15 protein-coding genes and 1 pseudogene are annotated in these 19,657 nt (G+C 39.0%); 9 read left to right on the plus strand and 7 right to left on the minus strand.

Annotated features, from left to right (window positions below):
- The first annotated feature begins 6 nt into the window (after positions 1 to 6).
- From DUT70_RS14360 to DUT70_RS14375, 4 genes are all read left to right on the plus strand, one after another.
- Complete coding sequence (locus DUT70_RS14360) at positions 7 to 1,206, plus strand: hypothetical protein (RefSeq protein WP_113648037.1); 1,200 nt, start codon at positions 7 to 9, stop codon at positions 1,204 to 1,206.
- 10 nt (positions 1,207 to 1,216) lie between these two features.
- Complete coding sequence (locus DUT70_RS14365) at positions 1,217 to 2,344, plus strand: PepSY-associated TM helix domain-containing protein (protein WP_113648038.1); 1,128 nt, start codon at positions 1,217 to 1,219, stop codon at positions 2,342 to 2,344.
- Positions 2,345 to 2,375: 31 nt separating this feature from the next.
- Entirely contained in the window at positions 2,376 to 4,832 is a 2,457-nt protein-coding gene (locus DUT70_RS14370) for an outer membrane beta-barrel protein (protein WP_113648039.1), read from the plus strand.
- A gap of 416 nt (positions 4,833 to 5,248) precedes the next feature.
- A complete protein-coding gene (locus DUT70_RS14375; RefSeq protein WP_113648040.1) occupies positions 5,249 to 6,742 on the plus strand; it encodes a glycoside hydrolase family 10 protein in 1,494 nt (497 codons plus the stop codon).
- 220 nt (positions 6,743 to 6,962) lie between these two features.
- Here the strand turns inward: DUT70_RS14375 and DUT70_RS14380 are convergent.
- From DUT70_RS14380 to DUT70_RS14395, 4 genes and pseudogenes are all read right to left on the minus strand, one after another.
- Positions 6,963 to 8,222 (minus strand): annotated as a pseudogene (locus DUT70_RS14380) (glutamate-5-semialdehyde dehydrogenase); the annotation flags it as partial.
- Between the two features lie 93 nt (positions 8,223 to 8,315).
- Positions 8,316 to 9,398, minus strand: coding sequence for a glutamate 5-kinase (proB, locus tag DUT70_RS14385; protein WP_113648042.1), 1,083 nt, complete (start codon positions 9,396 to 9,398; stop codon positions 8,316 to 8,318).
- Positions 9,399 to 9,531: 133 nt separating this feature from the next.
- Complete coding sequence (locus DUT70_RS14390) at positions 9,532 to 10,161, minus strand: NAD(P)H-dependent oxidoreductase (RefSeq protein WP_113648043.1); 630 nt, start codon at positions 10,159 to 10,161, stop codon at positions 9,532 to 9,534.
- Between the two features lie 4 nt (positions 10,162 to 10,165).
- Positions 10,166 to 10,762, minus strand: a complete 597-nt coding sequence (locus DUT70_RS14395) for a TetR/AcrR family transcriptional regulator (protein ID WP_113648044.1) — start codon at positions 10,760 to 10,762, stop codon at positions 10,166 to 10,168.
- A 203-nt stretch (positions 10,763 to 10,965) separates the two neighbouring features.
- On the opposite strand from DUT70_RS14395, the gene DUT70_RS14400 reads away from it, so the two are divergent.
- Positions 10,966 to 11,922, plus strand: a complete 957-nt coding sequence (locus tag DUT70_RS14400; protein WP_113648045.1) for an outer membrane beta-barrel protein — start codon at positions 10,966 to 10,968, stop codon at positions 11,920 to 11,922.
- 57 nt (positions 11,923 to 11,979) lie between these two features.
- On the opposite strand, the gene DUT70_RS14405 is transcribed toward DUT70_RS14400, so the two are convergent.
- Positions 11,980 to 12,369 (minus strand): DUF1398 domain-containing protein, encoded by a 390-nt coding sequence (locus DUT70_RS14405; RefSeq protein ID WP_113648046.1) that lies wholly within the window; start codon positions 12,367 to 12,369, stop codon positions 11,980 to 11,982.
- Between the two features lie 7 nt (positions 12,370 to 12,376).
- Positions 12,377 to 12,976, minus strand: a complete 600-nt coding sequence (gene msrA / locus DUT70_RS14410; RefSeq protein ID WP_113648047.1) for a peptide-methionine (S)-S-oxide reductase MsrA — start codon at positions 12,974 to 12,976, stop codon at positions 12,377 to 12,379.
- Between the two features lie 234 nt (positions 12,977 to 13,210).
- Here msrA and DUT70_RS14415 point away from each other — a divergent pair, with 234 nt between their 5' ends.
- Positions 13,211 to 14,176 (plus strand): isopenicillin N synthase family dioxygenase, encoded by a 966-nt coding sequence (locus tag DUT70_RS14415; RefSeq protein WP_113648170.1) that lies wholly within the window; start codon positions 13,211 to 13,213, stop codon positions 14,174 to 14,176.
- 50 nt (positions 14,177 to 14,226) lie between these two features.
- Here the strand turns inward: DUT70_RS14415 and DUT70_RS14420 are convergent, their stop codons facing one another.
- Positions 14,227 to 16,470, minus strand: a complete 2,244-nt coding sequence (locus DUT70_RS14420; RefSeq protein ID WP_113648048.1) for an OstA-like protein — start codon at positions 16,468 to 16,470, stop codon at positions 14,227 to 14,229.
- A gap of 86 nt (positions 16,471 to 16,556) precedes the next feature.
- On the opposite strand from DUT70_RS14420, the gene tilS reads away from it, so the two are divergent.
- The 3 genes from tilS to bshA all read left to right on the plus strand — a co-directional run bounded on the left by tilS (position 16,557) and on the right by bshA (position 19,622).
- The gene (tilS, locus tag DUT70_RS14425; protein ID WP_113648049.1) at positions 16,557 to 17,885 is read left to right on the plus strand and encodes a tRNA lysidine(34) synthetase TilS; all 1,329 of its coding nucleotides are present in this window, start codon (positions 16,557 to 16,559) and stop codon (positions 17,883 to 17,885) included.
- A 3-nt stretch (positions 17,886 to 17,888) separates the two neighbouring features.
- Positions 17,889 to 18,374: a hypothetical protein gene (locus tag DUT70_RS14430; RefSeq protein ID WP_113648050.1), complete on the plus strand. Its 486-nt coding sequence runs from the start codon at positions 17,889 to 17,891 to the stop codon at positions 18,372 to 18,374.
- A gap of 117 nt (positions 18,375 to 18,491) precedes the next feature.
- Positions 18,492 to 19,622, plus strand: a complete 1,131-nt coding sequence (gene bshA / locus DUT70_RS14435) for an N-acetyl-alpha-D-glucosaminyl L-malate synthase BshA (protein WP_113648051.1) — start codon at positions 18,492 to 18,494, stop codon at positions 19,620 to 19,622.
- Positions 19,623 to 19,657: the final 35 nt, after the last annotated feature.

Genomic DNA, 19,657 nt, shown 5'->3' on the forward strand with positions numbered 1-19,657 from the left:
ACAAAAATGTCAACTACAATTAACAGACAACCCCTTTTACTATTATTTGCATTAACTGTACTATTATTTGCAGCTTGTAAAAAAAGCAGCTCAACCCCAGAAGAAACACCTGGCGAGAAGCAATACGGACTTTTGGTAACTGCAGGAACACCAGCGGCCAGGTATGTGCTAAATACTTCTGATTTAACCCAAGGAACCTTAACCACTGCGGGAAATGGTGCAGAAACTAATGTTAGCGTGATTACACAACGTGGTGAATACTTTTACGGAACCAATAATGCTGGAAACCTGATCAAGTTTACTTCAAGCAATAAAATCAATACCATTGTCAAAGAAATTCCTTTCAGCCAAATTAGCTGGGCTTATTACTCTAGCTTTTTCGCTTGGAAAGACGAAAAAACCTTGGTGTTGTTAAGCATGAAAGAAGCACTTCAATTTGAATATGCTACCCTTAATGTAGAAACGATGACCATCACTGCCTCAGGTAACATCAATATTCCACTTCCTCCAGCAGGTTATTACTACTGGGGAAATAACGTGTCTTTCTTAGGCAACAAATTATACATCAGTTATAATTTGGTAAACAGCACTACCGATGTGCCTTTGAACGAAATACGTTTAGCTTCAATGGATTTTCCTAATGTGAGCAACGTCACCGTAACGACCGATACGCGTTTTAACCAACCAGCACATTACAACTTACACGCTCCAGGGTCATTTGTGTACAACAACTATGCGTATATGCTAAATGCACCAACCATTTGGATTTTTGGCGAAACAGGAGGTTCTTTCTCGGTTTACAGGGTGGCAAATGGTGCAACCACTACTGATGCGAGTTACCAATTTGAGCTTACTGATAGAACAAAAGAAGAAGTAAGCGGCCTATTTAATTTGGGTGGTGGCAAGGCCATTATCAAGGTGATAGATAAATCAAAAATCGCCTCTTCCAGAGATTATGCAGAGAAAATCAGCGAATTTTATGTGATTGACGTAGTAAATAAAACCAAAACCAAGCTTAACATTCCAAAAAGTGTAGCGACACCTTATAGCAACGATATTTTGGTGGATGGAAATGTAGCTTATATTCCTGCTTCAACAGATGCGGGTTACTATGTGTACACTTATAACGCAAGTACTGGTAGCGTAACCAGAGGCGCAAAATTAGATGGTGTAAACGGTGTAAGCCAATTAGTGAAATACAAATAAGCGCTCATTCATGTTATTAAAACCACTTAAAAAACTAAATGCCTGGTTACACCTTTGGTTAGGTTTAGTTTCGGGAATTATTGTCATTATCCTCGGAATTACTGGTTGCATTTTGGTTTTTGAGCAGGAAATAAGAAGTATAAGTTCCCCTTGGCTACATGCCGAAAAGCCTGCCAAGGGAGCTTATTTACCACCATCAGTACTCTATAAAGCAGTGCAGAAAGCATTGCCTGAAAAGGAAATCCGTTCTGTGTGGTACCATGGCGATCAACGTACCGCCCATTTTAGCCTTAATTCTGATTCAATGGTGTATGTAAATCCTTACACCGCTGAAATAGTGGCTATGGTAGATCATGAAGATTTCTTTCACTTTATTGATGAAGGGCATCGGCATTTGTGGTTGCCTGATAAAATTGGAAAAGCCATTACAGGATGGGGAACTTTTATCTTCTTTATCTTGTTGATAACAGGATTGATTTTATGGTGGCCTAAAAACCTTAAGAAATCTAATGTAGATAAAAGCTTTAAAATTAAATGGCGAGCAAAATTCAAACGTGTAAACTACGATTTGCACAACGTTTTGGGATTTTACTCGCTGATATTGGCTTTGCTAATGGCCGTTACGGCTTTAATCATGAGCTTCTCTTGGTTTAACAAAGGGATATATTGGTTAACAGGAGGCAATAGTAACCAACCAAAACAAGCGGATGAAGTATTCGAACCATCTAAAACACCTATGCTACAAAGCGTAGACGAAGTATGGCGTAGGGTGCAGCAAGAAATTGCGGTAGATAATAAAGATCAAATTATTGTATCGTTCCCAGATCACGAAGACGATCCCATATATGCCTGTACAGATATGGTGAATGGTCATTGGCGAGATCTGTATTTCAAACAATCAGACCTGTCACTTACCAATAGCACTGGAAAAAGAATGGCGGAGTTACCCTTTGCAGATAAAGTGCGAAAAATGAACTACACGTTGCATGTTGGAGCTTTTGCTGGATTGTTTAGTAAAAGTATTTATTTCTTGGTCAGTTTAATCTGCGCCAGTCTACCCATCACAGGTTTTTACATCTGTTGGGGTAAGAAAAAGAAAACGAAGAAGAAAAGCCAAAAGCTAAAACTGGCGGCCTAGTTTTTCATCACTAAAGCAAATAAAACAAGAAATGGAAAGTAAGTATCATGCGGTTTTTAACACCGCAAGGGAGATTTTTTTGCGTAATATTTTAACATTATGTGTAGCGTTTTGCATGGTACAGGTAGTAGCAGCGCAAAGTACGGGGCATGTATCTGGTCAAGTTAAAGCGGCTAATAATCAACCCGTGGAATACGCTTCAGTAGCTTTAAAACATACCGATGAGAAAATTTTCAAAGGCGTACTTACCGATTCACTTGGACGTTTCTCTTTTGCTAAAGTACCTCATGGGAAATATAAAATCGTCATTTCTAGTATGGGACATCAAAACCATACGATACCCAATTTCGAACTCAATGCCACCAACGCTCAAATTACTTTTTCCAATATCCAATTAAAAGATGATGCACAACAGTTAAGTGCAGTTGTAGTGAGCGGACAAAAAAAGGTGATTGAGCAGAGCATGAATAAGATGACTTTAAACGTCGAAAACAGTATCTTGGCTGAAGGAAATACTGCTTTAGAATTATTAGAACGTGCGCCAGGAGTAAAAATTGATAGTGATGGTAAAATATCACTTAAAGGTAGAACTGGCGTGAACATAATGATGAATGGTAAGATGACCTATCTAAGTGCTACTGAACTTGCCACCTTGTTGAAAGCCACCAATTCTTCCTCTATTTCTAAAATTGAGATAATGAACAATCCTTCTTCCAAATATGATGCTGCGGGTAATGCTGGCATCATCAATATTGTGATGAAGAAAAGTCTGGCAGGAGGTTTAAATGGATCGGTAAACTTTAATGGTGGCGCTGGCCGTAATGCAAGATATGGCAGTGGCTTTAACCTTAATTATCGCACTTCAAAAATCAACCTTTACGGAAATTATAACTATGCCTATCGTGGTGAAACTGAATATTTGGATTATATCCGACGTTTTTCAGATGCCCAACCGAGCTTATCTAGAACTTCAACGCAGCGTACGGAAACCAATGAGCCTTTAAACACACATAACTTCCGTGCGGGTATCGATTATGAAATTAACAGCAACAATACCATTAGTTTATTGGTAAATGGCAACTTGGGTAAATACATTCACGACAGCCAAACGAGTAATTTGATGAGCAACCGACAAGGCGCTTTATTAAGCGAGGCGCTCACTAAAAACTATGACAAACAAAGTTGGCAAAGCCTCACCTATAACCTCAATTATCAGCATCGCTTTGCGAAAAAAGGTCGGGAACTCTCTGCCGATTTGGATTTTGCACCAAACCGTTTTAGTTCAAACTTAAATTTAGATACCTATACCAAGCCCAACAGTAGTTTACCTGATGGCAATATGGCCAGAAGAATTGGAACTGTTCCAGCTAAAACAGATGTTTATGTAGCCAAAGTAGATTATACAGATGTAATCAATGAGGCCATTAAATGGGAAGCGGGAGGCAAAAGTTCTTTTATTCAGGCTGACAATAACCTGGTATATCATCAGTTTTTGAATGGAAATTGGGAGTATGATGCCACTTCGAGCAACCATTTTAAGTACAAAGAGCAAATTCATGCAGGTTATTTGAATGTGATGGCTAGCTTCGGTAAAACCTCTTTGCAAGCAGGGCTTCGTGGTGAGTATACCAATACCAAGGGCAATCAAATTACCACCCAACAAGTATTCACTAGAGATTATTTTCAGTTATTCCCGAGTGTAGCGCTAGGCCAGGAATTAAATGCCAGTAACCAATTGCAGCTTTCATACAGTCGCAGAATTGAAAGACCAAATTATGGTTCTTTAAACCCATTTCGCATGTTTAGGGATCCATCTTTGTATTATGAAGGTAACCCGTATTTAAAACCAGAGCTGACACAAAATATCGTGTTTGGGCATGTGTATAAACAGAAATTTACCACTTCCGTAAATTATAGCCGAACTACTGATGTGATTACTTGGGTAACTGGTCAAAACGATGCCACCAATACTACCTTCGAGCAACCCAAAAACCTTCCGAGCTTGATCAATTATGGTATTAGCTTTACGGCACAGATAGATTATTTTAAGTGGTGGTCGGGAACCAGTTTTGCCAATGTGTTTCGTAGTGAATATGATTTGGAAGAGGGAAGAAACAAACAGACAAGCTTTAGCGCAAACACTCAAAACTCGTTTAAAATTGCGAAAGGTTTTGGTGCAGAATTGAATGCTTTCTATAATTCTAAATCGGTGTATGGGATCATTACCGAACGATCATACTGGGCAGTTTCTGCAGCCTTCCAAAAAAGTGTACTGAATGAGAAAGGAAGCATTAAGTTGGCCATTAACGATATTTTTCAGACCAATAATTTCCAAAATGATACTCGTTATCAGAACATCAATATGTACAACAGAATATGGATTGATAGTAGAAGAGCCATTCTTTCATTTACTTACCGATTTGGAAAACAATTCGAGAATCGAGAACGCAAAACGGGTAGTGAGGATATTCAGAATAGGATAAAATAGTAGTAACCTATCCCGTCATTTCGACCTTAAGGAGAAATCCAGCAATAGTTGATAGGATGTTATTTTCTCCTCGTTCGAGATGACGGGATGATTTACGCTCCGTGACATTAAAGTTATTTCATCACTGATATTCTCAGGTCAATCTGACTAGGGTAAAACAAGGGGCGAGGATATTCAGAATAGGATAAAATAGCAACCTATCCCGTCATTTCGACTGGAGTGCAACGAAATGGAGAAATCTTTGAACATGTTATACGAAGGGTTTAAGGATTTTCCTGTTACGATCGAAATGACAATACGAACGACTTTATTGGCAGGGCTTTTCACTGCACTAAAAATGCGTTTAAATGAATTGTTTTGCAGATTATTGCGGTATTTTGGTAATTTATTTTTAATATTGAATTAAATTCAACCAAATGATGTTCAAAAAAATACTCCTCCTCTTACTTGTTTGCGCTTCTGTTCAATTGAAAGCTCAAATCAATAACGGTCCAAAAATACAGCGTGAATTTAGAGCGGCTTGGGTAGCTAGTGTCGCCAATATTAACTGGCCAAGTAAACCAGGTTTAACCACGCAACAGCAACAAGATGAAGCAATCGCTTTGTTGGATATGTTGGCAAAGAACAATTTCAATGCGGTTATTTTTCAAATCAGACCGCAGGCCGACGCTTTTTACAAGAGCGATTTGGAACCTTGGTCGTATTATTTGACTGGTGTACAAGGGCAAGCACCAAACCCATATTATGATCCTTTGGAATTTTGGGTGAAAGCTGCTCACGAACGTGGCATGGAGCTTCACGTTTGGTTAAATCCTTACCGTGCACATCATACGGCAGGCGGACCAGTGAGCGAATCATCTGTGGTGAAAAAACATCCAGATTTAGTGGTGAAGTTGAAGCAAGGCTATTGGTGGTTTGATCCTTCAAAAAAAGGAACGCAAGATTTGGCTTCTTCGGTAGTAAAAGATATTGTAAAACGTTACGACATTGATGGAGTACATTTTGATGATTATTTCTATCCTTATGCCGAATACAATGGTGGAGAAGATTTTCCTGATTCGGAGAGCTACGCTGCTTATCAAAACAAGGGTGGTAAATTATCCCGAGGAGATTGGCGTAGAGATCACGTGAACAAGTTTGTGAAACGAATCTATAAAGAAATCAAAGCAGAGAAGAAGTTTGTAAAATTCGGCATTAGTCCGTTTGGTATTTGGCGTCCTGGCTATCCAGAATCAATTAAGGGAATGGATCAATATGATAAATTATATGCAGATGCTAAACTTTGGCTAAACAAAGGTTGGATAGATTATTTCATGCCCCAATTGTACTGGCAAATCAACAACATTCCCCTGAGTTTTCCAGTATTGTTGGCTTGGTGGGAAAGCGAAAATACGAAAGGCAGACACTTATGGCCAGGTTTAAATAGTGGTATTGGCGGTGGTGAAAAAAACAGCGATGAAATCATTAACCAGATTATGATTGCGAGAGGGATTGTACCTAAATCGCCAGGTGTTGCGCATTGGAGTATTGGTGCCTTAACAAAGCATGAAAGCTTGCGCAATGACTTGTTGGCTGGCCCTTATAAAGAAGAGGCTTTAGTGCCAGAATCACCTTGGTTAGATAAAAAGGCTCCTCATAAACCAACTGCTGCTTACGAGGATAGAGGCAATGATCTTTACGTGAAATGGACAGCAAAAAATGAGAAGGAAGTATTTAAATATGTGATTTATACTCAGTATGGCGAAAAATGGACTTACCGTACTTTAAACGCCAGAAGCAGCTTTTTTCAGGTGCCAAAGCAAATAGAAGCAAATCCTAAGACTAAAGCCATGGCAAAATTGAAAGCCATCAAGGTCACAGCGGTAGGTAGAACCGGTAACGAAAGTGATGGCGAAATCATCACTTTATAAAAGACTGTAAGAGTCGTTATAAACTTGCGAAGTTTCGAAACTTCGCAAGTTTTTTTGTTTAAAGAACTTTCCGAAAAAGCAGTGTCGTCATTTCGACTGGAGCATAGCGGAATGGAGAAATCTTTAAATAGAACACATTAAAAGATTTAACTTCGTTGAGCTTCGATTCTCGACTACAATGCGTTTCGCTCTAAATGACGGACTGAACGCTTAAAATATTCTACGGATTTCTCACCTGCCCATCACCTGTAACCAACCATTTATAGCTGGTCAATTCCTCTAAGGCCATTGGCCCACGAGCGTGAAGTTTTTGAGTGCTGATCCCAATTTCAGCCCCCAAACCAAATTGAGCACCATCTGTAAATGCGGTAGAAGCATTGGCGTAAACCGCTGCAGCATCTACCTGATTTAGGAACAAGGCAATATTCTCGGCATCTTCACTAATAATGGCTTCACTGTGCTTTGAACTGTAAGTAGCAATATGATCTAAGGCTTCATTTACATCTTGCACCACTTTAACCGCCAATTTCAGCGATAAAAATTCAGTGCCAAAATGTTCTGGTTGCGCTTGGTGTAATAACGTATCTTTATAACTTTCTTTTAGCACGTTGTAGCTCGTTTCATCAGCATAAAGCTCCACTTCTTTTTCGGCCAAAGGCGATAAAAGTTGGGCAATATCTTGGGTGCGTTCTTGATGGATCAGTACACAATCTAAAGCATTACAAACGCTTACCCTACGGGTTTTGGCATTGGCAATAATCATTTGGCCTTTCTCGAGGTTCGCAGAAGCATCAAAAAAAGTATGCACAATGCCCGCGCCAGTTTCAATCACAGGAATTTTGCTGTTTTCACGAACGTAATTAATTAAAGATTGGCTTCCTCTTGGAATCAGCACATCAACATCTTTCACGGCATTTAATAATGCTTCGGTTGCACTTCTATCAGCAGGCAATAAAGTGATTACGTTGGAGTTAATTTGATGTTTGGTCAAAACCTCTTGTATCACCTTGCAAATTGCGGTGTTAGAATACTCCGCATCGCTACCGCCTTTAAGCACGGCTACATTTCCAGTTTTAAAACACAAGGCAAAAACGTCTACGGTAACATTGGGACGAGCTTCGTAAATGACACCAACGACACCCAATGGCACTCTCACTTTTTTAATGTTAAGGTTATTGGGTAACGTTTTTTCGTGAATTAAATCTCCCAAAGGACTGTTCAATAAAACGACGTTTTTCACATCACTTGCAATGTCTTTAATGCGTTGCTCGGTAAGTTTTAAGCGGTCATATTTAGGGTCACTTTCAGGCATGCGCTCTAAATCTTTTTGGTTTTCTGCCAAAATAAAATCGCTTTGTTCCACTAGCGCTTCCGCCAATTTATTCAACAACAGGTTGATGGTCTCTTTATTGAGCGAAACCATGGTTCTGGTGGCCTGTTTTGCATTTTCGAAGTATTGTTTCATCTTTAGTTTTTTGGCTGTTTGGGTTTTTGGTTGGTTTGTTTTTAGAGACGAATTCTTTACGCCTTATCCTTTGCTCCCTACTACTAACCCCTAGTTACTAATCCCTAATTAAATTGCCGCATAAAAATAGTCGTAGTGTACCAAGGGTTTCTGGTTCTTTTGACCAATTCGTTCACGCGCTTTATCTGATCCATATTTGGCAATACCTAAGCCAATAAGTTTCTCATTTTCATCAATAATTTTGATGATATCGCCCTTTTTAAAATCCGCTTTAATGGCAATAATTCCAACTGGAAGAAGGCTGGTCGCCTTACCAGAAGTAAGCACTGTTTTGGCACCATCGTTTAGTTGTACGGTACCAGTTGCTGCAGTTTCAGCATGTGCAATCCACTTTTTCTGCCCAGATTTGATCTTATCGGCCACAAAATGAGTATGGACCACATTCCCTTCCAATAAAGAAGTTAGAATACCATCGGTTTTGCCGTTACTAATGTGCACATTAATACCAAGCTTGGCTACCTTTTGAGCAATGGTAGATTTGGTAATCATTCCACCTCTGCCAAACTGCGATTTTCCAGTGCTCACAAAACTACTGAAGTCGGTAGTCGTTCCAGATTTTACTTTTTCAATCACTTGGCTATCTGCTAGCTTTGGATCACCCGTATAAATACCATCTACATTAGATAGGATGAAAAGTGCATCTGCATTCATCATCGAAGCAATCAACCCTGCCAATTCATCATTATCGGTAAACATCAACTCCGTAACAGAAACCACATCATTTTCATTCACTACGGGGATTACGCCATTTTGTAGTAGAATATGCATGCAGTTTTTCATATTCAGGTAATGTACCCTGTCCCTAAAATCCTCTTTGGTAACCAATACTTGCGCACAAGTCATTTGGTGTGCTCCAAAAAAATCTGAATAGGTATTGATTAATTTTACCTGTCCAATGGCTGCCAATAATTGTCTGGTAGCTACAGCATCCTGTTTTTCCGATACTTTGATTAAGCTTCTGCCAGAGGCTACAGCACCAGAGGAAACAAGGATCACTTCAATCCCTTTTTGCTTGATTTGCGCCATCTGTTCCACCAGATGTTTAATCCTGGCAGTATCAGGTAGCCCATTAGCTTGGGTAATGACATTAGAACCTATTTTGACAACTATTTTTTGGTAAGGTAAAGACATGGTTGATAATAAAAAGGCTAATCTACCAAATAAGTAGTATTTTTTTAATCAATTGTCTGTTTAAATGAAAAATTAATAAAAAAGGCCGCATAGTTTTGCTATGTGGCCGTGGGCAAATCATGTCGATTTGATTTTATTTTTCGATCACGAAATTATCTTTTGGTTGACGAACTTTTTTCAAGCCTGCTAACCAGTCATTTTCGGTATCGCGGTAGCCTAAAGGTAAAACGGTTACACTTTTTAAACCTTGTTCAGCCAAATTTAAGATCTCATCATATTTTGCGTTGTCAAAACCTTCCATTGGGGTAGCATCCACTTTTAACAAAGCAGCTTCTGCAATAGCAGTACCAAAAGAAATGTAAGCTTGACGGGCAGCATGCTCAAAGTTTACTTGTGCTTCTCTAGGCAAATACATGCTTTTTAAACGAGCTACGTAATCAGCAGTAGCTTCAGCAGGTAATCCTCTTTCGCTGTTCATAAGGTTGAAAGCCTCGTCTATACGTTCTTCGGTATAGTTGTCCCAAGCAGCAAACACTAACACGTGGGAAGCGTCAACAATTTGTGATTGGTCGAAAGAGTGAGGTCTTAAAGTTTGTTTCAATTCAGGGTCAGTAATCACGATTACTTTAAAAGGTTGCAAACCAGATGACGAAGGAGCTAAACGTGCTGCTTCTAGGATTTGGTCTACTTTTTCTTGAGGAACGGCTTGTCCGTTCATTTTTTTAGTGGCATAACGCCAGTTTAATGCTTCAATTAAGCTCATTTTTTTAACGATTGATATTTTTAATAAATCCTTGTATGGCGTCCAAAAGAATTTGCTGTTGCATCTCATCTGGAGCAGCGGTTAGGTTCACCATATTGATAGAAGTTAGTCCGTGAAGGATAGACCAAAGTGTGTGGAATTTGAGGAATTTGCGTTGCTCATCCGTATCTTCCATTAAACTGCTAATCACCTCAATAAGGTTACAGCTAAAGTTCCCAATCTCGGTAATCTCTCTTGCTTTTTGGCAATTTGGGATGCCGAGTCCGAACATCATTCTGTAGTAGGCAGCATTACTGAACGCAAATTCAAAATAGCTTAAAGCCATTTGCGTAAGTTGTTCTTCAGGATTGGTATATTTTTCCTTGGTGCTTTGCATGGCCATTGCAAGCATCAAAAAACCCTGTTTCACAAATTCTCCTTGAATAGCATCTTTGCTCTCAAAATGATTGTACACTACTGGCAAGCTATATCCTATCGCATCAGCTATTTTTCTGATGGATACCGCCTGCCAGCCTTCCTGTAGTACAATTTGTTCTGTGGCTTTCAAGATGGCATTCTTGGTCAGTTCTTTTTGCTTCTGTCTATCTGTTTTAACTAACATCCAATTAGGTTAACACTGTTAGCAAAAGTAAAAGTTAACAGTGTTAGCTAAAAGAGTTTTTGTTGTTTTTGACCAAAAGATGATAGAAACAAGTCTCATTTTATGAAAACAATTTGCTCGAAATAAGGGTTGTTTCTTATGCAAGCATAGTTTTTTAATGCCTGTATATAAATGACGAGGCTTTTTATTTAAAATGAACGGTTATGAAAAAAATTGTATTGTTAGCCATGTTAATGGTATCGGTTACCATTAGTGCTTTGGCTCAGGAGGGTAGAGGTTTCTATATCAAACCTACTGGAAGTTATTTTATCAAAGTTACACCTGTGGAGTTTCCCAATGTAGGCGAATTACAACCGAGGGACAGGGTGTTCAATATTAATCCTTTAACAGGGGCACAAACGTTAGTTTCCGAAGAGGCGATCACAGGTTCTTTTGGACAAGGTTGGAGAGCGGGTTTAACGGGAGGTTTTAGGTTTAGTTCAGTAGTTGCTTTTGAAATGGGGGTTAACTATTTTCAAAGCGAAAGAAATACCATGGCACGCCAAACGGGGTATAATGCCAATAACGGAAGTGTGCTGCTGTCTATTCAATCTAGTGGGCAGGTAAAAGCATTAGATTTAACGCCAACCTTAGTTTTCCACGTACCTACCAGTAAAAACTTTAGACCTTATTTGAAAATTGGGGCAGTAGTACCTGTTTATGGTTATTTAGAAATTAAAACTAATGTTAATGATCAGACAGGAACTATCGCTAGTGAGATTAATCCAGCTTTGAGAGCCGTTGAACTTTCTAGGGAGGAACGTATTGAGCCGCGACCAACCATTGGCTTTTTAGGTGCAGCGGGATTTAGCGTGCCTATTGGTAAAAATATCAGTTTCTTTAGTGAGGTCGAATATCGTAACGTATCGGTAAGTAGTAAAGAAAAAGAAGTTCGTAAGTTTGAAGGAACAGGTACCACACTTTTGGGAACGAAAGTGCCTATTACTATTAATGATTTACCAACCGCACAACGTTACACCGATTATCACAAAAAGATTGATCAAAGTTCTAACGTGCCTGGAAATGCCAATTACGATCCTAACAAAAGAGGAGATGACTTGAGGTCGTATATCAATATTGGAGGCTTAGGGATGAACGTAGGGCTTAAAATTGGATTTTAAATACCGCATTAAAAAACATTGTCAATCTTTAAAGATTGACAATGTTCATTACTTGTTTTAGGAAGGAATTTGTTCTACTAAGACCTCACTACCTGATTGGTCAAAATAAGTGCAGGTCATCAGATTTAAATCTACGATCCACTTTTCTATACCCGTTTCGGCACAATCTTTACAAAAGGTATAATAGTCTGTTCCCCCTTGTTGGTGGATTTTCAGCTGACTAGTAAACCTGTCTTTATCGGTGGATGCCGAGATGGAAAGGTTTTCATATTGAGGTGCTGAAGAAGCTTGAAAACCATTAGCCCCAAAATATTCAGTATGGCTGTCCTTTACCCAAGTTTCAAAACTTAAAACACCCATGGCCTTAATTTCTTGAATATACTTTGGGAAATCAGCTCCCGACTTTACTTTGTCGTGTGCTTGCTCTATTTCTACTATCGTGAACATTTATCGTTTAATGCTTTAACCTGGCTTTGAATAATTTTTCTAATTTATCCATTTTCGGTAAAATCACAATCCTGCAATAAGGCTGTTCCCCATTTCGAAGGAAATAGTCCTGATGATAGTTTTCTGCTACGTAAAAAGTCTGGGCTTTCTCTAAAGTGGTTACTACAGGTTTGCCAAACGCATTCTCCTTATTTAGCAGCGCTTTGTACTTTTCCGCAGTTGCTTTTTGTTGTTCATTGTGATAAAAAATCACCGAACGGTATTGTGTGCCAACATCAGCGCCTTGTCTGTTCAAGGTAGTAGGATCATGGAGTTTCCAAAATACTTCCAGGAGTTCGTCAAAGGAAATCTTTTTAGGGTCATATTCAAATTCAATCACTTCTGCATGATTAGTAGTACCACTACAAACCTCATCATAAGTTGGGTTGGGAATATTGCCACCTTCATATCCAGACTTTACATTGTATACGCCGTCTAATCGCTGGAAAACCGCTTCGGTACACCAAAAACAGCCCATTCCGAAAGTTGCTTTCTCTAATTTAGGTTTTTGCGCATCGGCACCTAATATGGAGAAGAGAATTAAAGAAGTCATCATTACAGTTTTCATTTTTTTGAAATTCTTAATATGTAATTATACGTAAAAGCCTGCGCAAAAGTTTCCTGTCATCTTAAAAATGACAAGTGGCTTAGAATACAACTTGTTAACATTTTCAGAGTGAAAAGGGTTGGTGTTAATAACTTAAGTATTTTATTATTAGATTTTTATAATGATAAAATCTAAATAGTTGAGGTTTGTTAACATATCTTTTCTAAATTTAACTTGAACATTAAAAACAACGATATGTCAACACCTTATATCCCGTGTTTAGATTTAAACACTTACATTAACGGAACAGAGGAACAACGTAAAAAATTTTCTGACGAACTTGGTAAAGCTTTTAACGATTCGGGCTTTGTTACCATCACTAATCATGGTGTAAGTCAGGAGCTGATAGATAAACTCTATAAAAACATTAAAGAGTTATTTGCGCTACCGGTTGAAACAAAACGTAAATACGAAAAACCTGAACTAGCAGGACAACGTGGCTATACCAGTGCGGGCAAAGAAACAGCAAAGGGGGCGAAAACTGCCGATTTAAAAGAGTTTTGGCAAATTGGTCAAACCGTTACAGATGGTGATGCTATTAAAAACGAGTATCCGGATAATGAAGTGGTTGACGAAATCCCTGAATTTAATACCGTTACCAGAGAAATTTATCAAAAACTGGAGGAGAATGGAAAGCACCTGCTACGTGCCATTGCTACTTATTTAGGTTTGCCTATCGATTATTTTGATCAACATGTACACAATGGAAATTCTATTTTAAGAGGTATCCACTATTTTCCAATCGAGGATCCTGATTCGATTGCTGCTGATGCCGTACGTGCAGGGGCACATGAGGACATTAACCTAATTACTTTGTTAATTGGTGCCAGTGCAGATGGTTTAGAGGTGTTAACCCGTAGTAACGAATGGCTACCAATTAAAGCACACCATACCGATATTGTGGTAAACGTAGGGGATATGTTGCAACGCTTAACTAATAACAAATTGCGTTCAACTACGCACCGGGTAGTCAACCCACCACGTGAATTGATGAAAACTTCTCGTTTCTCAGTGCCATTTTTCTTACACCCACGCAGTAACATGGATTTAACGAGTTTAGAAACGTGTATTGATGCGGAGCATCCAAAAGTTTATAGTGATATGACGGCAGGTGAATACCTTGACGAACGCTTAAGAGAAATTGGTTTGAAAAAGATGTAATTGAAAATCTAATCATATTAAAAGGCGGCCAGTAATGGTCGCCTTTTTATTTAGTTCTGCTTTTTCAAGCTATCTATTTTAATGGAGTCGATGGCTTTTGGGAGCAGTTTTTGAATTTCGTTAGCCGTTGTTGCAGCTTGTTTCACTACTTCCTTTTCTACTGGTTTAACAGGAGGTGTCTTTACAGGATTGGCCTTAGTACTTTTGCTTTTATTGCTAGCTACTGGTGCTTTTTTTGATGGTTTACTCCCTGCTTTTGGTTTGGGTGCGGGCGTTCCTTTAATGACATCAGCTTTGCTGGTTGGCCTAAGCTCTGGTTTCCAAATAAAACCTGTAAGCAGCGGTTCCTTCGTTAATTTGTCCATGGGGTCTACAGCGCCCTCAACTTCCCTAACTGTTACAATATGAGTAAGCTCTTTATTCAAAAACTTGAAACGTAAACGACTGCTCACCGTTTGGTTTACATTATCATAGTTGCCTTTATTGTCTTTCGAGTAATAAATACTTTCTGCATTGCCGTCCACATACATGTTGCGCATTTCGCCATCCACAAAAAAGCCAGTGATAATCTTTCCTTTTACTTGATTGAACTTGGTGGAGTCGCCTTCTATGTTCACAATGAAACCATTTTGCAGTACTTGAAAATTATGGATTTTATTGTTTTTAAAGAACACATGGATAGTGTCGCCTGTTTGTTGACTGCCATCAGACCATAAAATTGGATTTTTATACCAACGTAGCGACGAATCGGCAGCATTATAAAACAATGAATCTGCCCTTGCTTGCATGTTCGATTTATATACCCTCACATTATGGTAAGCCTTAATGGTCCTTGCCCTCACCGTATCCGCTGGATTGATGGCGCTATCTGCTACTAAAGGCTTTACCACTTGACCAGCTGTTGCCTTAGCATTACTTACGGTATTCGTTTTTGTAGTTGCAGATACATTCTTAGCTTTGGCGGTTGCTACCTTTTGTAAGGCGCTTTTTACCGAATCAGTTTTTACCGCAGGCATAATTTTCTTCAGCTTAGCAAGACTATCGGCAATAAGGCTATCCTGTCGTAGTTTATTTTTATTTGCTAGCAAACTGTCAATCAACGGAGGGTCTTTGATCTTTGGTTTTTTAGCCTCTTCCTCTAGTTTTTTGCGTTCTTTTCTGCTTAGCTTTTTGTCGTTTGCAGTAGTGCCGCTTTTCTTTAAATCGTCAGTCTGTTGCTGCAATAATTTTTTAGCTTCGGCTTTTTCCTTGTCCTTTTCTGCTTTCTCTTTTTCATCCTCCGCACCAATTTCATTATCTTTTTTTACTGCGGGTCTGGTCAGTAATTTAAGGTCTTTAACCAGTGTTCGCTGGCTTTCTAACGTGTCGGCCGCTAACCAAAGCGTGTCTGGTCTTTTCTTATTGTTAATGGTCACGCTATCTTTTGTGCCCAAGCCTACATAGGCTTTTTGAGTGGCCACAATGCGTTCTTCATCTCTGTAGTATTCGCCCAATTGTCCGTATAAAACGGTCTGATCTTTCGTGTCTCTAAAAACAACGTTTTTTACCGCTTTACCGTAGCCTCGCTTGCCATAATAGTACAAACTATCTCCTTTTAAGGAACGGCTACCGTTGGTATATAAATTCTTCTTCCCGAAATAAGCATTTTCACTTTTGGTGTTGTAAGCACCGTCTTCTGTGTAAAGCTTGTCATCTTTATTTTTAATATTGGTTGGCCCATAAAAATAGGTCCAGTTGGAGCCTGTGTTATAACGCAAACTATCAGAGGTAATGATGGTCTTTTCTGTCGTAACGATCAATACATCCTTTGTAAAATATACATCTCGGTAGTTAGAAAAATAAACCCCTCTTTTACTGGTGATGGTCGCGTCTTTGTTTACCAGTTTGCCACCAGTGTTGTACTTGCCAATTTTGGCGACCATGTCATAATCCAATACGTTAGAGGTAAGGGTATTCTCTCTGTCGATTAATTTAACATTTTTATCAAGATGCGCTTTTTTGGCATTACCATCGTAATTCAAAAAATCTGAATAAATGTTTAGCGTATCACCTTGATTGATGTGAACATTGCCAAAGGCTTCGAAAAAGTTTCGAGTCCCGCCATAAAGCACCGCACTGTCGCATTTCAAAATGGCGCCATCATGGCTAAAAATGGGTTTTCTTAAATAGCTGATGTTTGCTTTTGGACTGCCAGTAGCATGTTCTGCCGTTTCCAGTTTTATTTGGGTACGGTTTTGCGCAAGCAATACAAATGGGCAAATCAAGAAAAGAAATAAAAGGCGGAACTTTTGCACGATACAAATTTACAATTTTAGCGTTACGATTTTAGATTTAACCAAACAATAGAGCAATACAACGATTAAGTTTTTATTTTTGAGCAATGTTACCAGTACAGCAATTTACGAACCATGTTTTACAACAGCAGCTTTTTGAGGCTTCAGACCACGTGCTGCTTGCCGTAAGTGGTGGCAAGGATTCTGTATTGATGGCACAGCTATTTAAACAGGCTGGTTTTAATTTTAGTATAGCGCACTGCAATTTTAATTTACGGGCTGATGAATCGCAACGTGATGAGCTGTTTGTGAAAATGTTGGCTGAGGAAATGCAGGTGCCTTTTCATTTGGTTCATTTTGATACGAAAGGCTTTTCTCAAACGCATAAAATTTCGACCCAAATGGCCGCTAGGCAATTGCGGTACGATTGGTTCGAGGAACTTAGGCAAGCGTATGGTTACGCTCGTATTGCGGTAGCCCATCATCAAAATGATGCCATTGAAACGGTATTGCTTAATTTGGTAAGAGGTACGGGGATTAGCGGCATGCATGGGATTTTACCAAAACGTGGGCATATCATTAGGCCATTACTCTTTTTATCAAGGCAAGAAATAGACCAGCTGGTTGATGAACATCACTTGGCTTATGTAGAAGACAGCTCCAATTTGAGTAGCAAATATGCTCGCAATAAAATCCGTTTAGAGGTGGTTCCGCATCTGCGGGAAATCAATCCGAATTTGGAAGAAACCTTTGCCGAAAATATCACTCGTTTTGCAGAAACCGAGGAGTTGCTACAACAAGTAGTGACCCAAAACCGTAAGCAATTGCTTAAAGAGGAGGGAACAGGTGTTTCATTGTTGATCAAGGAGGTACTGAATTTAAAACCGCAAAAGCTGTTGGTTTTTGAGCTCTTGAAAACTTTTCATTTTACTTCGGCTGTGGTTGATGAAATTTTAGCTTCGCTACATAAACAAAGCGGAACCTCTTTTTACAGTAACAGCCATCAATTGATTATCGACAGGGAAAAGCTACTAATTTCTCCCTTAAACCAAAGTTGCGATGAAATTTTTTATTTGCACGGCGAAGGAGAGGTATCGATGGGCTTTGGTCAGCACATGAAATTGAAGTTTGCTGAAAGGGAAGCCTTTAAAGGAGAGAAAAACATCGCTCACGTAGATGCTGATTTGCTGATTTTTCCATTGGTGATCCGTTACAGGCAAGATGGTGATAAGTTTATGCCGCTTGGAATGAAATCTTTGAAAAAATTAAGTAATTTCTTTGTAGATGAAAAAGTTCCCTTACCGCAAAAAGCCAAAGTGCCTTTATTGATTAATGGCAATGGAGAAATGATATGGGTGGCTGGCTTGCGACAAGACGAAAGATATAAAGTAGGTGCAACAACAAAAAAAGTTGCTATATTCGAACTATCAAACTGATTCATGGACGGAAGATACACCTTTATTGAAAAACAGTACATCGGCCGAGATTATATCCGTATTTCTATACGTTTAATTATGGCTGCATTTTGTTTTGCAGTGTATGTTTACGAAAGAGATAGGGATAACACCGTTGACTTATTCTTGGTAGTGGGCTTTGGTATTATCGGTGTATCTATCATTCTGTTGTTCATGGTGCAGTATAAAACGGTCATCGAAAATAAAAAAGTACAGATAGACGGTTTGTGGACTGCGAAGAAGGTGGAAATAGACCTCAATAAAATTGTAGATATCCGTAAAGCCACTTACAGCAGGTTTTTCTTTAACAACCCTGTTTACAATCTTCATAAAAACGGAACCGTTCGCTTTTTTTCGTCTGGTAAAGATGCCATTGTACTTACCGATAGGGATGGTTTAGAGTATTACATTGGTACCCAAAGACCCAATGAGATGTATCTTGTGTTGCAAAACGAGATGCGGTCGGAATAAAAAATTGCCATATTTTTCTAACCATATTATTACCCAGAATTAACAATCTTTAAACAGGATATCAGCTACATTTGCCTTTGTAAATCTTGAACATAAAGATTGCGTTACAACCAACGGATGAAAATAGGAATAGTTTGTTACCCTACCTTTGGAGGTAGTGGAGTGGTAGCTACCGAGCTGGGGAAAGCCCTGGCCAACGAAGGACATCAGGTACACTTTATCACATATAGCCAGCCCGCAAGGCTCGACTTTTTTTCTGCTAATTTATTTTATCATGAAGTTTCGGTAAGGGATTATCCTTTGTTTGATTATGCGCCTTACGAATCGGCTTTGGCAAGTAAGCTGGTAGATGTAGTCCGTTTTGAACAGTTGGATATCCTCCATGTGCATTATGCTATTCCGCATGCTTCGGCTGCTTTTATGGCTAAGCAAATTTTAGCTACTTACGGGATAAATATTCCTTTTGTAACGACATTGCACGGTACCGATATTACTTTAGTGGGTAAAGATGCGACCTACAAGCCAGTAGTTACATTTTCGATCAATCAGAGCGATGGCGTAACGACCGTTTCCGAGGATTTGAAAGAAGATACCTATCGTCATTTTGATATTTCTAAAGACATTAAGGTAATTCCTAACTTTATTGATTTTAATCGCTTTAGCTTACAGCCTAAGGATCACTTCAAAAAGGCAATAGCACCAAACAATGAACGTATCCTTATCCATACTTCTAACTTTAGAAAAGTAAAGCGTACTGAAGATGTGATTCGCATGTTCCATAAAGTTTTGGAGAAAATCCCTGCCAAGTTATTGATGGTGGGTGATGGACCAGAACGTTCGGCCAACGAGCAGTTATGCAGAGAACTTAATATTTGCGATAGTGTAAGGTTTTTGGGTAAACAAGATGCTGTAGAGGAAATTTTATCGGTGTCGGATTTGTTTATCATTCCTTCTGAAAATGAAAGTTTTGGACTTGCGGCATTGGAAGCTATGGCTTGTAAAGTGCCTGTGATTTCATCTAATGCAGGCGGTTTGCCAGAGCTTAATATTGATGATTTTTGTGGTTACTTATGCGATGTAGGTGATGTAGAAGATATGGCCAATAAAGCAGTAACGATCTTGAGTAAGCAAGAGACCTTAGATTATTTCAAAGAAAATGCATTGACCAGAGCTAAAGATTTCGATTTGAAGAAAATATTACCACAGTACGTTGCTTTCTATGAAGAAGTGATTGCTGGAAAGAAATAGATCAATCTTAATAGATGCCCACAAAAAAAGCCCCG

It is taken from the genome of Pedobacter chitinilyticus, from assembly GCF_003313385.1.
Lineage (GTDB): Bacteria > Bacteroidota > Bacteroidia > Sphingobacteriales > Sphingobacteriaceae > Pedobacter > Pedobacter chitinilyticus.